This is a genomic window from Pseudomonas sp. NPDC086112 (genome assembly GCF_044746425.1).
In the GTDB taxonomy this organism is placed as follows: domain Bacteria; phylum Pseudomonadota; class Gammaproteobacteria; order Pseudomonadales; family Pseudomonadaceae; genus Aquipseudomonas.
On sequence record NZ_JBIVCD010000001.1, the window covers coordinates 323,388 to 338,266 of the forward strand.

Genomic DNA, 14,879 nt, shown 5'->3' on the forward strand with positions numbered 1-14,879 from the left:
ATCAATTGAAACCCAAAACTCTTCATTGTCGACCCAAGGCTCTTGCGGGCGAGGCTTCTGCTGCCAGAAGACGATTATTCTTATATGCGTAAACCGATTCTACACAGCGTAAATCAGTTTGTCCGCCTTCTTATAAAATCCCCCTTTTTGTAGCGTGCGCAAGCGGTTTGTTGCACAGAAAAATCCCCGCCAGGATCAGCGCGCCGCCCAGGCACGTCACCAGTGTCAATTGCTCACCCAGCAACAATGCGCCAAACAAAACGGCAGTCAGCGGGTTCAAGGCGATGAACACACCCGAACGCGTCGCACCGATTTTGCGGATACCGTCGTAATAACCAATATAGGCCAATGCCGAACCCAGTACGCCCAGGTACAGCAGGCTCAACCATTGTTGCGTGCCGAGTTCAGCCAGTGCCGCGACACTCAGCTCACCACGCACGGCGCTGGTCACCCAGAGCATCAGCGTGCCCAGCAAAATCGAGTACGTCACCGTCTGCAACGGCCCCAACGTTTGATTCAGGCCTTTGGAGAACAGAGAATAAATGCCCCAGCCGAGCACGCAGCCGAAGATCAACAGATCGCCGATCCAGGCATCAGTAGCACCGGCCAGTAACTGCGGATTGCGGCTGACGATCACCAGGCTGGCGCCGGCAATGCAGATCGCAATACCGGACATTTTTGCCCCACTCAGTCGCTCCTTGAAGAATAGCCACGACGCCAGGCCGATCACAGCCGGATTCAACGCCACGATCAACGACGCCCGTGACGCGTTGATGTAATGCAGCCCATAAAAGAAGCACAGGTTGTAGAAGAAAATCCCGAAAAAACCCAGCAGCGTCAGTTGCAGCCATTGCCGAGGGCTGGGGCGCACCAAAGGCACCCGCGCCAGCAACAGAAACAGCAGCAACGCCACGCTCGCCAGCAAGAACCGCAGGCTCGCGGCCAATAGCGGACTGAGGCTGTCGGCCAGAAATCGCCCGGCGACGAACGTCCCGCCCCAGATCATGGTGACCGCTGCCAGTTTCAGATAAACCGGTACATCGGAAGAATTCACCAAGGTCTGTTCACACGTAGTCATAAGTCTCCACCATCAGATATCGGGCACATGGCGTATCATTCGACTAATGCCAAATCATCGTAAAATGAGTAAATACTCATGACCCTTACGCAACTCGAGATTTTCTCCCTGGTGGCCGAACTGCGCGGCTTCACGGCGGCGGCCCATCGTTTGGAGATTTCCCAATCCGCGGTGTCCCACGCGCTCAAGTCGCTGGAACAGGAGCTGGGTGTAGAACTGCTGCGTCGGCATCAGTCCCAGGTCGAGCTGAGTGACATCGGCCAGCAGCTGTTACTACGTGCTCGGGCGATGCTCGGGCTGGCCAACACGTTGCGCCAGGAAGCGGCGGATGCCCGCGGAATGAAACGCGGCACCCTGCGCATCGGCTCGTTCGGCCCGACTTCATCGATCAAACTGCTGCCGAAAATCCTGCAGCATTACCGCGCCGCACACCCGGGCATCGAGGTTCACATCGACGAAGGGCCGGATCGCCAGGTGATCCAGTGGCTGGAAGAACGGCGTATCGATATCGGCTTCGTGGTGTTGCCCCTGGAGCGTTTCGACACTTTTGGGCTGATCGAAGACCAGATGGTCGCGCTGCTGCCTGCCGACCATGCGCTGGCCGGACGCGACAGTTTGAGCTTGAGCGATTTATGCCACGACCCTTTTGTGCTGACCGAAGCCGGTTCTTCGGAACTGGTGTCGCGCCTATTTAATGCGGCGCGGTTGACGCCGAACATTCGCTATCGCTGTTCGCAGTTGCTCAGCACGCTGGACACCGTAGGCCGAGGCGATGCCCTGACCGTTGTCGCCGAAGGCTCTTTGCCTGACGACAACGACAACCGCTACGTGAAAAAACCGCTGTCGCCACCGGTCTGCCGTCAAGTCGGGCTGGCAGTGCTCGATCAGCGTCAGTCATCACCTGCTACGCTGGCCTTCATCAAATTGGCCTCAAGCCTGAATGAACGTTGAGCGGCATAAGCGCCGTCGGCCAACTATCATGGCTGAACTCTTCCAGGAGGCGTGTCGCCCTGCCAGTCTTTGAGAGCCCTCTTTTATCGCGATGGATTTGCGAATGCCACTGAACGTCAAAAGCCGCCGTAAACGTGGTACCCGGATCGTTGTGACTGTTTTGAGCGGATTGCTTCCGGTGTTGCTGGGAGTCGCCATTCTCTATCTGCAGGCTGAACGTACGCTCAAGCAAAGTGCCGAACTGACTGGCGAAGAAGCCGTTCGCCAATTCGAGCTGATGCTCGACAACACCGCCCAAGCGGCGCAAGAGCTATTGCCTCTGGCCGGCCAGAATTGCAACGACGTCAAACTGGCCCTGCGTGAACAAGTCACCCGCCGGCCGTTCGTGCGCTCGACCAATCTTGTATGGAACACCAACCTCTATTGCAGTTCGTTGTTCGGTGAATATCAGGAAAAGATCAATCCCGACGATTACACCCAAGGCAAGCTATGGCTCATGAACGGCAACCCGGTCACGCCCAATACCGCATTGCTGGTGTATCGGCTGAGCGAAGGAAACCAGGGCGCATTGACCACGCTGGACGGTTATCACCTGAGTAATGTGCTGCGCCTGATCGGTCGCAAAACATTATTGTTGTTGCAAGTCGGTCCTCACTGGTTGTCGGCTGACGGCAAGGTCCACGACGATGCCCTGCCCGCCTTGCCGGTGGCGCAAAACACGCTGGCGTCCTCGCGTTATGCCTTTACCGTAGCCGCAGGTTTTCCCGAAGGAGAAACCTGGCGTTACATGCGCAGTGAGTACCCGCCGCTGTTCAGTCTGTTGATGTTCTTCGGTGTGGTGTCCGGCTCGATCGGACATGTGCTGCAGAAACGCTCGATGTCGCCGAGCCGTGAAATGCAGCGGGCGCTGGAGGCAGCAGAGTTCATTCCATATTTTCAGCCCGTGGTGCACGGCGACAATAAGCAGTGGTCCGGCGCCGAAGTATTGATGCGCTGGAAACATCCCAAGGAAGGCCTGGTACGCCCTGATCTGTTCATCCCGTTTGCCGAACATTCCGGGCTGATCGTGCCGATGACTCGCTCGTTGATGCGACAGACCTGCGCATTGCTGGCTCCCCTGTCGACCTCGTTCGACAGGCCGTTTCACATTGGCATCAACATTACCGCCAGTCACTGCCGGGATCTGGAACTGGTCGAGGACTGCCGCGAATTCCTCAGCGCTTTCGCCCCGGGCAGCATCAACCTGGTGCTGGAACTGACCGAACGCGAACTCATCGAGCCGACAGCCATCACCCTGCAATTGTTCGAACAGCTTCACGAGTTGGGCGTGATGATCGCGATCGATGACTTCGGAACGGGTCACTCAAGCCTGGGTTATTTGCGTCAATTCAATGTGGACTTTCTGAAAATCGATCAGAGCTTTGTCGCCATGATTGGCGTTGACGCCCTGTCTCGACACATTCTGGACAGCATCATCGAACTGTCGGCCAAACTCGATCTGGGTATTGTCGCCGAAGGCGTGGAAACCGTAGAACAGAGTGACTATCTGACGGCCCACGGCGTGAACTTCCTGCAGGGTTATCTGTTTGGTCGGCCGATGCCCGGCGCAGACTTCATTAGAGAATTAAGTGATCGTTAACTAACCGCTCTAAGGGGCGAAACCATGAAGATGCGCACCAAATTGAATCAAAAGACTACTCTTGTTACATGAAGAAAAAGTCAGGATTTACTCTTGGCCAATTAACTACTACAATTTTTCATGCCTGTGCAGAACTGGCAGGTGCGCCATTATCACCGAGTCGCTTCAAGGCTCTTGGCTTATAGCTTTGTTTGCGGTTGGTATCAGCCAAACACACTATTGGAGTAAAGATATTGTCCAGACTCGCTGAATTCCGTGCAGCTGAAAAGGCCCTTCAAGAACAGCTCAAGCAGTTGGAATCGCTGAAGAACGATGCCGGGCTCAAGAAAGAAATCGAATTCGAAGAAAAGCTCCAGGGGCTGATGAAAACCTACGGCAAGAGCTTGCGCGACATTATCGCCATCCTCGATCCAAACCCGGCAAAATCCGGCCTGCAGCAGGCAGCAGCGCCTAAAACCCGCCGCGCTCGCGTGGTCAAGGTGTATCAGAACCCGCACACCGGTGAACTGATTGAAACCAAGGGCGGCAATCATCGCGGCCTGAAAGCCTGGAAGGAACAATACGGTGCTGCCACCGTTGATTCCTGGCTGCGAGGCTAAACACTCGCGATCATAAAAAAGCCCTGCATTGCAGGGCTTTTTCATAGACAGCGTCTAAATGCAACGAAAGTCGCCGATCAACTCGTTACATATCGTCCAACTTTATGCTTAATCCCTTTGGCTATCTAAAAACTCCGAACCCGCTGAAATCTACTGATACGCAAACCTTAAACTAAAGTTTCAAGCTGTTTCGAGCCGCTGCTATGTCGTCCTGACTTGCCTTGTAAACCTCTGCCTGCCCCGCATAAGAAAGAACATAGGCCTTATCGGCGTCTACCGCAGCGACCAATGTTTGAGACAGCACATGTCGACCGTTCTGCGTAATCGTGCAGGTAGTTTCCAGCGCCGATAGCCGGCTTAAGGTAGTCGGGTGAATTTTAGTGCAAACGCTCTGATACCCACTCTGAAAAAAGTCCTTTTGCACCGACTTGCGCATTTCCAGCAGCACGCCTTCCAGGTTCACCTGATGACCACTTTCTACCTGAGTCATGGTCAACTCCATCACCATCACCGGCGTACCGTCCTGATCGTTTTTTACCGCGCCTTGCCGGGATACCTGCGGTTTAGTCTCATCTTGCGAAATAGCCTCGACAGTCCATCCGCTTGGCCAAATCACGACCGGAGCCTCTGCATAAACGAGGGTAACACCTGAAAGCAGACAGATCAGGACGAACATCGATTGACAGAATCGGGTCATTGCAATGAACACTCACGAATTGAGCCGTAAAGTCTGAGCCTCACCCGGCTGTCAGGCAAGCCTGCGGTTTGGGTTTGGCGATGCCGGAGCCCTTGCGTATCATTGTGACCATTCTTGGATTTTCCGGAGGGCCCCATGAGCCTGCACGAACTCAATACATTTCCCGGTGTGACCGCCCAACCCGACACCGCCACCCAGAAGTTCGTCTTCAACCACACCATGCTGCGGGTCAAGGACATCACCCAGTCGCTGGATTTCTACACCCGCGTCCTGGGTTTCTCGCTGGTGGAAAAACGCGATTTCCCGGAAGCCGAATTCAGTCTGTATTTCCTGGCGCTGGTCGATAAAAACCAGATCCCGGCCGATGCCGCGGCTCGCACCGAGTGGATGAAATCGATCCCCGGCATTCTCGAGCTGACCCATAACCACGGCACCGAGAACGACACGGATTTCGCCTACCACAATGGCAACACCGACCCACGCGGCTTCGGCCATATCTGCATTTCGGTACCGGACATTCGTGCCGCGTGCGAGCGCTTCGAAGCGCTAGGCTGCGATTTCCAGAAACGCCTGAACGACGGTCGCATGAAGAGCCTGGCCTTCATCAAGGACCCGGATGGTTACTGGGTCGAGATCATTCAGCCTGCACCGCTGTAAGCCCCATCACCAATCCCCTGTGGGAGCGGGCTTGCTCGCGAAAGCGGTGTGTCATTCAACAGTGATGCTGACTGACAGGCCGCCTTCGCGAGCAAGCCCGCTCCCACAATTGGGAATGTATGAGACACACAAAACCCCATGATCGCTCATGGGTTTTTTTGTTTTAAGCGTCGGCGTTTATGCAGGCGCCGAGGTGCGGATCAAGTGATCGAATGCGCTCAGGGAAGCCTTGGCGCCCTCGCCCACCGCAATCACGATCTGCTTGTACGGCACGGTGGTCACGTCACCGGCCGCAAATACGCCAGGCATCGACGTTTCACCACGGGCATCGACGATGATCTCGCCACGCGGCGACAGCTCGATGGTGCCTTTGAGCCAATCGGTGTTAGGCAACAGACCGATCTGCACGAAGATCCCTTCCAGCTCGACAGTGCGCAACTCGTCCGACTGACGATCCTTGTAGCGCAGGCCGTTGACCTTTTGACCATCGCCAGTCACTTCAGTGGTTTGCGCACTGGTGATAACAGTAACGTTCGGCAGGCTGTGCAACTTGCGCTGCAATACCGCATCGGCGCGCAGTTGTACGTCGAACTCCAGCAGAGTCACGTGGGACACGATACCGGCCAGGTCGATGGCCGCTTCGACGCCGGAGTTACCGCCGCCAATCACCGCCACACGCTTGCCTTTGAACAGCGGACCGTCACAGTGCGGGCAGTACGCCACGCCCTTGTTGCGGTATTGCTGCTCACCGGGAACGTTCATTTCACGCCACCGGGCGCCGGTCGCCAAAATCACGGTCTTGGCTTTCAAGGACGCACCACTGGCGAAATGGATTTCGTGCAGCGCACCATTTTTGCCCGGCACCAGCTTGTCGGCGCGTTGCAGGTTCATGATGTCCACGTCGTACTGCTTGACGTGTTCTTCCAGCGCCACGGCCAGTTTCGGCCCTTCGGTTTCCTGCACCGAGATGAAGTTCTCGATGGCCATGGTGTCGAGCACCTGCCCACCAAAACGTTCCGCCGCCACACCGGTGCGAATGCCTTTACGAGCAGCGTAGATCGCCGCCGAAGCACCGGCCGGGCCACCGCCGACGACCAGTACATCAAAGGCTTCTTTGGCGCTGATTTTCTCGGCCTGGCGCTCGATGCCGCTGGTGTCGATCTTGGCGAGGATTTCTTCCAGGCCCATACGGCCCTGGCCGAAGTTCACACCGTTCAGGTAGATGCTTGGGACGGCCATGATCTGGCGCTCGTCGACTTCAGCCTGAAACAGCGCGCCATCGATGGCGACGTGGCGGATGTTCGGGTTCAGCACAGCCATCAGATTCAACGCCTGGACCACGTCCGGGCAGTTCTGGCAGGACAGCGAGAAGTAAGTCTCGAAGTTGAACTCGCCTTTGAGCGAGCGGATCTGTTCGATCACTTCGATACTGGCCTTCGAGGGGTGGCCGCCGACTTGCAGCAGAGCCAGCACCAAGGACGTGAATTCGTGGCCCATCGGGATACCGGCAAAACGCAGGCTGATATCGGCCCCTGGGCGGTTGATCGAGAACGATGGCTTACGTGCATCGTCACCGCTGTCGAGCAGCGTAATCTGGGTAGAAAGACTGGCAACGTCTTTCAGGAGTGCGAGCATTTCCTGGGATTTCGCACCGTCATCGAGGGAGGCAACGATCTCGATCGGCTGGGTGACCCGTTCCAGGTAGGATTTCAACTGGGCTTTAAGAGTGGCGTCCAACATACGGGCGATTTCCTTTATTCGTGTCGAAAAAAAACGCCCGAGCGAATCTCGCCCGGGCGTTTTTGAGGGCGGAGCAGCTTACTTAGGAGGTGCGGAGTTCCGCCCTGATGAAGCGCGTCACAGACTTAGATCTTGCCGACCAGGTCCAGGGACGGAGCCAGAGTGGCCTCGCCTTCTTTCCACTTGGCTGGGCAAACCTGGCCAGGGTGAGCGGCAACGTACTGAGCAGCCTTGATTTTGCGCAGCAGCTCGGAAGCATCACGGCCTACACCGCCGTCGTTCAGTTCAACGATTTTGACCTGGCCTTCAGGGTTGATCACGAAGGTGCCACGGTCAGCCAGACCAGCTTCTTCGATCAGCACGTCGAAGTTGCGGGAGATAGCGTGAGTCGGGTCGCCGATCATGGTGTACTGGATTTTGCCGATCGCTGGCGAAGTGTTGTGCCAGGCAGCGTGAGCAAAGTGGGTATCGGTGGAAACGCTGTAGATTTCGACGCCCAGCTTCTGGAACTCGGCGTAGTTGTCAGCCAGGTCTTCCAGTTCGGTCGGGCAGACGAAGGTGAAGTCAGCTGGGTAGAAGAACACGACAGACCACTTGCCTTTCAGGTCAGCGTCCGACACTTTTACGAAGTCGCCATTTTTAAAGGCGTCAGCTTTGAACGGTTTAACTTGGCTGTTGATGATAGGCATCGATGACTCTCCGTCAGGGGTTAAGAAGTTGATGAGGTGAATCCTACCCAGTCGATCGCCGGCTGGCTCATTGGCAAACCTGATACTGCTGATTGGTTTTCGCTATTAGCCGACAGTATTAATAGAAGAAAACGTGATCTACAGCGCCAATGGCTTTTCAGCGATGCGGGTCATCCCGATAAACGGGCTGGATTCAACATAGCGCATGGCGGACTTCATATCCTTCCAGCCCACGTAACTCATCAACGACTTCAAATCCCAACCGCTCTGATGAGCCCAGGTAGCAAACCCACGACGCAAGGAGTGACTGGTGTAGTGCTCGGCCGGAATACCGGCGCGCTCCAGGGCCTGGCGCAACAACGGGATCACGCTGTTGGCATGCAAGCCCTCCTCGCTCAAATGGCCCCAACGGTCGATACCCCGAAATACCGGCCCGCGGACCAACGCGGCGTCAGTGATCCATTGGATATAGGCCTGCACCGGACACAAACGCTGCAAGGCTGGCGTCTGGTACGTCTGACCGAGGTTCTCGCGGTCGCTCTTGCTGCGAGGCAGGTAGAGGGTAATGCCTGAGCCGGCGCTGGCCTGCACATGCTCAATCTGCACGCGACATAACTCATCGCTACGGAAGCCGCGCCAAAAGCCCAGCAGGATCAGCGCCGTGTCGCGCCTGGCCCGCAGCAATCCCGGTTGATCGCCCTGCGCCTTGGCGGTTTGTGCTTCCTGCTCCAGCCAGGCCACCACTTGCTCCAGATGCTGAAGCTGCAACGGCTCGGCCTGTTTCTCCTGCGCCGGGTGCAGCGCGCGAATGCCTTTGAACACCTTGCGCACCACGGGCGCTTTGGTGGGATCGGCGAACCCCTGACTGTTGTGCCACTGGGCCAGCGCGGACAAGCGCAACTTCAAGGTATTGATCGACAGCACGCCTGCGTGCGCCACGAGATAGCGCGCCACGCTGTCACTGGTCGCTGGCAGGAACCCGCCCCAACTGACTTCGAAGTGCTCGATGGCCGCGCGATAGCTGCGACGGGTGTTGTCGCGCGTGGCGGCTTGCAGGTAGCGATCCAGTTCAGTCATGGGCTCAGTTCTCGAAAACGTACCGCTCTGGCGAGTGAAAACCCGGATTACAGCGCATCACACGGGGTAATACCAGTATATCCCGTATGATAAATCATAGAATTCTAACTTCAGTAGAATCATGGTACATTGCGTATATTAGTGGTACGTACCACAGTATCAAATCGTAGGAGAACACATGGCACGTGGCGGCGTAAACAAGGCACTGGTGCAAGCGGCGCGCTCAGCAATCCTCGCCCGGGGCGAACACCCCAGCATTGACGCGGTGCGGATCGAGATGGGCAATACCGGTTCAAAAACCACAATCCATCGCTATATGAAGGAACTCGATGACGGCACCGAACCCGCCCAAGCACCTTCCGAGCCTATCGACGATGAGCTTGCAAGCCTGGTGTCACGCCTGGCGCAACGCCTGAAAGAACAGGCGCAAGAGCCCATCGACCAGGCACGCGCACAGTTCGAGCAACAACGAAAGGAGCTGGAAACCCAACTGCATGAGGCCCGCGAGGCCAATACCGAACTGCACCAGCAATACGAAATTCAAAGCCTGGCACTGACCCAGGAATCAGCAGAACTGCATGACACCCGCTCCATGTTGCAAAGCGAACAAACCCGCAACGCCGGATTGAACCAGGCGCTGGCAGATTTCGAATTACGCTTGCAAGACAAGGATGAGCAGATCCGCTCGCTGGAAGAAAAGCACCTGCACGCTCGTGAGGCGCTGGAACACTACCGCAATGCCGTCAAAGACCAGCGCGAGCAGGAACAGCGACGCCACGAAGGGCAGGTTCAGCAGATTCAGATGGAGTTGCGTCAGGCGCAGCAAAGCGCACTGGTTCGCCAGGATGAAATCACCCAACTGCATCGCGACAACGAGCGCTTACTGACGGAAAACCGCGGAACGCTGCGAGAGTTGAGCCTGTCGCAAGAGCAACTCAAGCACACCAACAGCCGGCAGGATCAGCTGCTGGACCAGGTCAACCGTATCGACAGCGAACGCACCCTCCTCCAGGAACGCTTGCGCATTGCCATGCTGGAAAGCCAGTCACTCAAGCAGAACATCGACGAGCAGTCGCATATCAACAAGGCGCTGGAAGTTGAACTGATCAAGTTGCAGGCAAGCCTGGATGAAAGCGCGCGACTGGCCGCTGTCGTTGCGGCAGGGCCAGACGCATCAGCGCCGCGTAAGGACGATTAACTCGCGACCGGCGTACGCATGGTGACGAACTCTTCGGCGGCAGTCGGATGCACGCCGATGGTTTCGTCGAAGTCACGCTTGGTCGCGCCGGCCTTCAAGGCAATTGCCAACCCCTGAACGATCTCACCGGCTTCCGGGCCTACCATGTGGCAGCCCAGGACCTTGTCGGTCTTGGCGTCCACCACCAGCTTCATCAAGGTCCGCTCCTGGCATTCAGTCAGGGTCAGCTTCATCGGCCGGAAACGGCTTTCGAAGATCACCACCTCATGCCCGGCCTCCCGCGCCTCTTCTTCGGTCAGGCCGACAGTGCCAATGTTCGGCAAGCTGAACACGGCGGTCGGGATCATCTTGTAATCTACCGGGCGATATTGCTCGGGCTTGAACAAACGCCGCGCCACGGCCATGCCTTCCGCGAGCGCGACCGGCGTAAGCTGTACTCGCCCGATCACATCGCCCAGAGCCAGGATAGATGGCTCTGCGGTTTGATACTGCTCATCGACCTCGACAAAACCTTTCTTGTCGAGTTTGACGCCAGTGTTTTCCAACCCCAGATTGTCGAGCATCGGACGCCGGCCGGTGGCGTAGAACACGCAGTCCGCCTCCAGTACACGACCATCCTTGAGAGTGGCTTTCAGGCTGCCATCAGCTTGCTTGCCGATGCGTTCGATATCGGCATTGAATTGCAGGTCCATGCCGCGCTTGGACAGCTCTTCCTGCAAATGCTTGCGCACCGCACCATCGAAGCCACGCAGGAACAGATCACCGCGATACAGCAGCGTGGTCTCGGCACCCAGCCCGTGGAAAATCCCGGCAAACTCCACCGCGATGTAACCACCACCAACCACCAGAACGCGCTTGGGCAGCTCTTTAAGGAAGAACGCCTGGTTAGAACTTATCGCGTGCTCGTGCCCCGGAATCTCCGGGATCTGCGGCCAGCCACCGGTAGCGATCAGGATGTTTTTGGCGGTGTAGCGTTTGCCATCGAACTCGACGGTATGCGGATCGACGATTTTTGCGTGGCCTTCATGCAAGATCACACCGCTGTTGACCAGCAGATTGCGATAGATGCCGTTCAGGCGATTGATCTCGCGATCCTTGTTGGCGATCAGCGTCGCCCAGTCGAACTTCGCCTCACCCGGGGTCCAGCCAAAACCTTGCGACTGCTCGAAGTCTTCGGCGAAATGCGCACCGTAGACCAGCAATTTCTTCGGCACGCAGCCGACGTTCACACACGTACCGCCCAGATAGCGGCTCTCGGCCACGGCGACTCTCGCGCCGAAACCAGCCGCAAACCGCGCAGCCCGCACACCGCCGGAACCGGCGCCAATCACATACAGGTCAAAATCGTAGGCCATTTCTATCTCCTCGGCAGGCCACCAGCATACCTGCGAGCGGCCTTTGGGCAAGCGTTGCAAACTATGTGGGGCCGGAAAATGAAAAAGCCACCCGAAGGTGGCTTTTCAGTACAAGCAGCTCAGGCGCTATCAGTAAGCCTTGCCAGTCTTGTAGAAGTTCTCGAAGCAGAAGTTGGTCGCGTCGATGTAGCCTTCGGCGCCACCGCAGTCGAAACGCTTGCCTTTGAACTTGTAGGCCATGACGCAGCCGTTTTGTGCCTGCTTCATCAGGGCGTCGGTGATCTGGATTTCGCCGCCCTTGCCTGGCTCGGTTTGTTCGATCAGGTCGAAGATGTCCGGAGTCAGGATGTAACGGCCGATGATCGCCAGGTTCGACGGCGCATCTTCAGGCTTTGGTTTTTCAACCATGCTGTGAACGCGGTAGATGTCGTCGCGGATCATCTCACCGGCAATCACGCCGTACTTGTGAGTTTCTTGCGGGTCGACTTCCTGAATGGCCACGATCGAGCAGCGGAACTGCTTGTACAGCTTGACCATCTGGGTCAGTACGCCGTCGCCTTCCAGGTTTACGCACAAGTCATCCGCCAGTACCACGGCGAACGGTTCGTCGCCGATCAGCGGGCGACCCGTCAGAATCGCGTGGCCCAAGCCTTTCATTTCGGTCTGGCGAGTGTAGGAGAACGAGCACTCGTCGAGCAGTTTGCGGATACCGACCAGGTATTTCTCTTTGTCAGTGCCCTTGATCTGGTTTTCCAGCTCGTAGCTGATGTCGAAGTGGTCTTCCAGAGCACGCTTGCCACGACCGGTGACGATGGAGATTTCGGTCAACCCGGCGTCCAGTGCTTCTTCCACGCCGTACTGGATCAGTGGCTTGTTTACCACCGGCAGCATTTCTTTGGGCATGGCTTTAGTCGCTGGCAGGAAGCGAGTACCGTAACCGGCTGCTGGGAACAAGCATTTCTTGATCATATAAGTCCTTGAAAGGGCTGTGTGTTCGAGTTTCGGCGCAGTCTAATCAGGCGGCGGGCACCTTACAATGCCCTGCACTGGCTAACCGATGCCATCATAGAGAAATATTCTGATGGATAGTTCCGCAGATACATTGCACAACCTCTTATAGATAGCAGAGATCGGCAGATCTGCGCGGCCATCATCCGAAAGACAATCCGCCCTACCCTACACCATAGGCACCCGTTGAGGGCATTTGGCGCTATCATTGTGCGATTGAACCAGCCAACGAGGCAGATAGATGTCGGCAGCAAAAAGTGTTAATGGGTACCTGATCAATCAGGCAAAAGACGGCCAGTGGTGGGTAGACAGCGTCGGCGGCGAAAATATTGCCGGGCCGTTCCCTACGGAAGCGTTGGCGATTGAAGTGGCATCGGTGTTGCAAGATCAACCCGCAGGCCCCAAGCGGCGCGGCAAGGACAAGCCTTGAGCTGAACCTGACACGACGCAGCCCTGCCTTTGCGCAGGGCTTTTTTGTGATTATCTGCAGAGAAGTGGCCATTCGCTACAATCTTTCGATGACGCCGCTGTCACAGCCTTTAGCCCCCATCACCGACGATCACCACAACATGAACAAATTTTTGCCACTGATTGCAGTTCTGGCCCTGAGCGGCTGCGCCACGTCCGAAACCACTTACCTGAAAAATGGCGAACAAGGCCTGAGCATCGACTGCTCCGGGGAAGCCAACGACTGGGCCACCTGCTACGAAAAAGCCGATGCCTCTTGCGCTGGCACCGGTTATCGGATTGTCGGTACCGACGGTACACCTTCACCCCAGGAAAGCGACAAGACCTTGGGCGCGGACATCGGCAACTACAAAAACCGCAGCGTGGTGGTGGTCTGCAAGTAGCTCTCCCACTGTTAAGAAACTTGAGCTACACAAATCCTGTAGGAGCGAGGCTTGCCCGCGAAGAATGTACTGCGGTTTTTTCAGGTATTACGCGTCATCGTTCTTCGCGGGCAAGCCTCGCTCCTACAGGTTTCTCGCTGCCCCTACATATGAATTTCGGCGAATTTGATCCCGAGCCCGCGCACGGTCTCGATCAAATCGTCGAGGCGACTGAAGGATTCGACTTCATCGTTGTCATCCACCAGGAAAAAACTGCGCCCGGCGCTTTTCTTGAAAAACACGATCCACTCTCCCGGATTCGCCGGGTTCTGAATCACGTGGGTGGCAGAGATATGACCCTCTGCATGGCGCTCCCGCACCTGCTCTCGCTTCATGCTCAACTCCAGAAATGACAATGCCGTCAAAGCGCGACTTTGGCGGCATCGATGCTGACTGGGGGTAGTTTATCAGCCGGATATGCATGCGGTGGCGGCATTGCGTACATCCCATGGGCGCAATGGCACATTGGAGATGCGCTCATGCAGCTTGATGCTGCTGCCGCCAGAGCGGTCTTCAATTTCAAATACGGCGGCCGGCCCCGACGAGAACTTTTGCGGCACGATAACTCGCACGCCTTCCTTGTGCGGTTCGACTTGCAGGGCTCCACGGCTATCGGCGAGCTTTTCGACCAGGCATTGGGCGTACTCATGGGGATTCTTGCCTGATATCACGCTCATGGTGGGCAGTGTCTCATTGATGTCCGAGACACTCGCACATCCACCCACTGCCAACGCCAACGGCCCGACCAGAACTCCCCACTTCATACAGAACCTCCGATAAAGACCTTCCGACAGCTCAAATGCTGGTTTTCTCCGAGGCACACTGCTTTTATCGCTCATAGAATTCCGTATAACTGTTTTTAATTGTCAAAGCGCACCTCGAGAGCCGGATAATAACCTGTTCGGGCTGATAAACTGCGCCAATCGCCCATGCTATCGTTTTGATTTTGTAGAAAAAGCCCTTCTGGAGGCGCCTCATGAAATTTATCCACCAGCGCGAGCACCTCAACGAAGACGACATCGTCGTCATCCAGTGCTCCCAAATGTGCAACATCCGCTTGATGAACGACGCCAACTTTCGCAGTTTCAAGAATGGCGGCCGTCATACTTACCACGGCGGCGCATTCGACACCTTCCCGGCCCGCATCACAGCGCCAAGCACCGGTTTCTGGAACATCACCATCGACACGGTCAATCGCCGGCCGATCAGCGTGACCCGCAAACCGACCCTGACGCACTCGATCAAGATCATCCGCCGCTCCAGCTCGAAACTGAGCTGAGCCCACACCAAAACAGGCAGGT

The 14,879-nt window shown here is 56.6% G+C and carries 17 protein-coding genes; 8 read left to right on the forward strand and 9 right to left on the reverse strand.

The genetic code is table 11. The features are described 5' to 3' along the window. Positions 1–130: 130 nt before the first annotated feature. Positions 131–1,078, reverse strand: a complete 948-nt coding sequence (locus ACIPLA_RS01385; protein WP_401170761.1) for a DMT family transporter — start codon at positions 1,076–1,078, stop codon at positions 131–133. A 78-nt stretch (positions 1,079–1,156) separates the two neighbouring features. On the opposite strand from ACIPLA_RS01385, the gene ACIPLA_RS01390 reads away from it, so the two are divergent. The 3 genes from ACIPLA_RS01390 (at position 1,157) to ACIPLA_RS01400 (ending at position 4,267) form a co-directional block, all read left to right on the forward strand. After that, positions 1,157–2,029 (forward strand): LysR family transcriptional regulator, encoded by an 873-nt coding sequence (locus tag ACIPLA_RS01390; RefSeq protein WP_218394994.1) that lies wholly within the window; start codon positions 1,157–1,159, stop codon positions 2,027–2,029. 103 nt (positions 2,030–2,132) lie between these two features. Then, positions 2,133–3,668 carry an EAL domain-containing protein gene (locus ACIPLA_RS01395; protein WP_401170763.1) on the forward strand — a complete coding sequence of 512 codons (1,536 nt, stop codon included), beginning with the start codon at positions 2,133–2,135 and terminating at the stop codon, positions 3,666–3,668. A gap of 233 nt (positions 3,669–3,901) precedes the next feature. Then, positions 3,902–4,267 (forward strand): histone-like nucleoid-structuring protein, MvaT/MvaU family, encoded by a 366-nt coding sequence (locus ACIPLA_RS01400; RefSeq protein WP_008075430.1) that lies wholly within the window; start codon positions 3,902–3,904, stop codon positions 4,265–4,267. Between the two features lie 172 nt (positions 4,268–4,439). Here ACIPLA_RS01400 and ACIPLA_RS01405 read toward each other — a convergent pair whose 3' ends face one another. Continuing rightward, positions 4,440–4,943 carry a DUF4946 domain-containing protein gene (locus ACIPLA_RS01405; RefSeq protein WP_401170765.1) on the reverse strand — a complete coding sequence of 168 codons (504 nt, stop codon included), beginning with the start codon at positions 4,941–4,943 and terminating at the stop codon, positions 4,440–4,442. A gap of 156 nt (positions 4,944–5,099) precedes the next feature. On the opposite strand from ACIPLA_RS01405, the gene gloA reads away from it, so the two are divergent. Next, positions 5,100–5,621, forward strand: coding sequence for a lactoylglutathione lyase (gene gloA, locus ACIPLA_RS01410; protein WP_218394997.1), 522 nt, complete (start codon positions 5,100–5,102; stop codon positions 5,619–5,621). A 177-nt stretch (positions 5,622–5,798) separates the two neighbouring features. On the opposite strand, the gene ahpF is transcribed toward gloA, so the two are convergent. From ahpF to ACIPLA_RS01425, 3 genes are all read right to left on the reverse strand, one after another. Beyond that, complete coding sequence (gene ahpF / locus ACIPLA_RS01415; protein ID WP_401170768.1) at positions 5,799–7,361, reverse strand: alkyl hydroperoxide reductase subunit F; 1,563 nt, start codon at positions 7,359–7,361, stop codon at positions 5,799–5,801. A 125-nt stretch (positions 7,362–7,486) separates the two neighbouring features. After that, on the reverse strand, positions 7,487–8,050 hold the full coding sequence (gene ahpC, locus ACIPLA_RS01420; RefSeq protein WP_007900047.1) for an alkyl hydroperoxide reductase subunit C: 564 nt from the start codon (positions 8,048–8,050) through the stop codon (positions 7,487–7,489). Between the two features lie 138 nt (positions 8,051–8,188). After that, the gene (locus ACIPLA_RS01425; RefSeq protein WP_401170770.1) at positions 8,189–9,127 is read right to left on the reverse strand and encodes a site-specific integrase; all 939 of its coding nucleotides are present in this window, start codon (positions 9,125–9,127) and stop codon (positions 8,189–8,191) included. A 178-nt stretch (positions 9,128–9,305) separates the two neighbouring features. Here ACIPLA_RS01425 and ACIPLA_RS01430 point away from each other — a divergent pair, with 178 nt between their 5' ends. After that, a complete protein-coding gene (locus ACIPLA_RS01430; RefSeq protein WP_401170773.1) occupies positions 9,306–10,325 on the forward strand; it encodes a DNA-binding protein in 1,020 nt (339 codons plus the stop codon). On the opposite strand, the gene gorA is transcribed toward ACIPLA_RS01430, so the two are convergent. Then, on the reverse strand, positions 10,322–11,680 hold the full coding sequence (gene gorA / locus ACIPLA_RS01435; RefSeq protein WP_401170775.1) for a glutathione-disulfide reductase: 1,359 nt from the start codon (positions 11,678–11,680) through the stop codon (positions 10,322–10,324). The two genes, ACIPLA_RS01430 and gorA, sit on opposite strands and share 4 nt — an antisense overlap. Positions 11,681–11,809: 129 nt before the next feature. After that, positions 11,810–12,649 carry a UTP--glucose-1-phosphate uridylyltransferase GalU gene (galU, locus tag ACIPLA_RS01440; protein ID WP_007900040.1) on the reverse strand — a complete coding sequence of 280 codons (840 nt, stop codon included), beginning with the start codon at positions 12,647–12,649 and terminating at the stop codon, positions 11,810–11,812. A gap of 280 nt (positions 12,650–12,929) precedes the next feature. On the opposite strand from galU, the gene ACIPLA_RS01445 reads away from it, so the two are divergent. Beyond that, positions 12,930–13,118 (forward strand): hypothetical protein, encoded by a 189-nt coding sequence (locus ACIPLA_RS01445; RefSeq protein ID WP_007900038.1) that lies wholly within the window; start codon positions 12,930–12,932, stop codon positions 13,116–13,118. A gap of 139 nt (positions 13,119–13,257) precedes the next feature. Continuing rightward, the gene (locus tag ACIPLA_RS01450) at positions 13,258–13,539 is read left to right on the forward strand and encodes a hypothetical protein (RefSeq protein ID WP_063343753.1); all 282 of its coding nucleotides are present in this window, start codon (positions 13,258–13,260) and stop codon (positions 13,537–13,539) included. A gap of 143 nt (positions 13,540–13,682) precedes the next feature. On the opposite strand, the gene ACIPLA_RS01455 is transcribed toward ACIPLA_RS01450, so the two are convergent. Together ACIPLA_RS01455 and ACIPLA_RS01460 are read right to left on the reverse strand one after the other, a co-directional pair. Further along, complete coding sequence (locus ACIPLA_RS01455) at positions 13,683–13,913, reverse strand: hypothetical protein (protein ID WP_007935641.1); 231 nt, start codon at positions 13,911–13,913, stop codon at positions 13,683–13,685. A 72-nt stretch (positions 13,914–13,985) separates the two neighbouring features. Continuing rightward, positions 13,986–14,342 carry a hypothetical protein gene (locus ACIPLA_RS01460; protein ID WP_123494758.1) on the reverse strand — a complete coding sequence of 119 codons (357 nt, stop codon included), beginning with the start codon at positions 14,340–14,342 and terminating at the stop codon, positions 13,986–13,988. A gap of 212 nt (positions 14,343–14,554) precedes the next feature. Between ACIPLA_RS01460 and ACIPLA_RS01465 the strand changes: the two genes are divergently transcribed. Next, positions 14,555–14,857 carry a DUF1883 domain-containing protein gene (locus tag ACIPLA_RS01465; RefSeq protein ID WP_007900033.1) on the forward strand — a complete coding sequence of 101 codons (303 nt, stop codon included), beginning with the start codon at positions 14,555–14,557 and terminating at the stop codon, positions 14,855–14,857. Positions 14,858–14,879: the final 22 nt, after the last annotated feature.

Coding starts and splice junctions, on each gene's coding strand:
- ACIPLA_RS01450 (WP_063343753.1), top strand. CDS start 13,258: ATGAACAAATTTTTGCCACTGATTGCAGTTCTGGCCCTGAGCGGCTGC.
- ACIPLA_RS01455 (WP_007935641.1), bottom strand. CDS start 13,913: ATGAAGCGAGAGCAGGTGCGGGAGCGCCATGCAGAGGGTCATATCTCT.
- ACIPLA_RS01405 (WP_401170765.1), bottom strand. CDS start 4,943: ATGTTCGTCCTGATCTGTCTGCTTTCAGGTGTTACCCTCGTTTATGCA.
- galU (WP_007900040.1), bottom strand. CDS start 12,649: ATGATCAAGAAATGCTTGTTCCCAGCAGCCGGTTACGGTACTCGCTTC.
- ACIPLA_RS01465 (WP_007900033.1), top strand. CDS start 14,555: ATGAAATTTATCCACCAGCGCGAGCACCTCAACGAAGACGACATCGTC.
- ACIPLA_RS01395 (WP_401170763.1), top strand. CDS start 2,133: ATGCCACTGAACGTCAAAAGCCGCCGTAAACGTGGTACCCGGATCGTT.
- gloA (WP_218394997.1), top strand. CDS start 5,100: ATGAGCCTGCACGAACTCAATACATTTCCCGGTGTGACCGCCCAACCC.
- ahpF (WP_401170768.1), bottom strand. CDS start 7,361: ATGTTGGACGCCACTCTTAAAGCCCAGTTGAAATCCTACCTGGAACGG.
- ahpC (WP_007900047.1), bottom strand. CDS start 8,050: ATGCCTATCATCAACAGCCAAGTTAAACCGTTCAAAGCTGACGCCTTT.
- ACIPLA_RS01460 (WP_123494758.1), bottom strand. CDS start 14,342: ATGAAGTGGGGAGTTCTGGTCGGGCCGTTGGCGTTGGCAGTGGGTGGA.
- ACIPLA_RS01390 (WP_218394994.1), top strand. CDS start 1,157: ATGACCCTTACGCAACTCGAGATTTTCTCCCTGGTGGCCGAACTGCGC.
- ACIPLA_RS01385 (WP_401170761.1), bottom strand. CDS start 1,078: ATGACTACGTGTGAACAGACCTTGGTGAATTCTTCCGATGTACCGGTT.
- ACIPLA_RS01445 (WP_007900038.1), top strand. CDS start 12,930: ATGTCGGCAGCAAAAAGTGTTAATGGGTACCTGATCAATCAGGCAAAA.
- gorA (WP_401170775.1), bottom strand. CDS start 11,680: ATGGCCTACGATTTTGACCTGTATGTGATTGGCGCCGGTTCCGGCGGT.
- ACIPLA_RS01425 (WP_401170770.1), bottom strand. CDS start 9,127: ATGACTGAACTGGATCGCTACCTGCAAGCCGCCACGCGCGACAACACC.
- ACIPLA_RS01430 (WP_401170773.1), top strand. CDS start 9,306: ATGGCACGTGGCGGCGTAAACAAGGCACTGGTGCAAGCGGCGCGCTCA.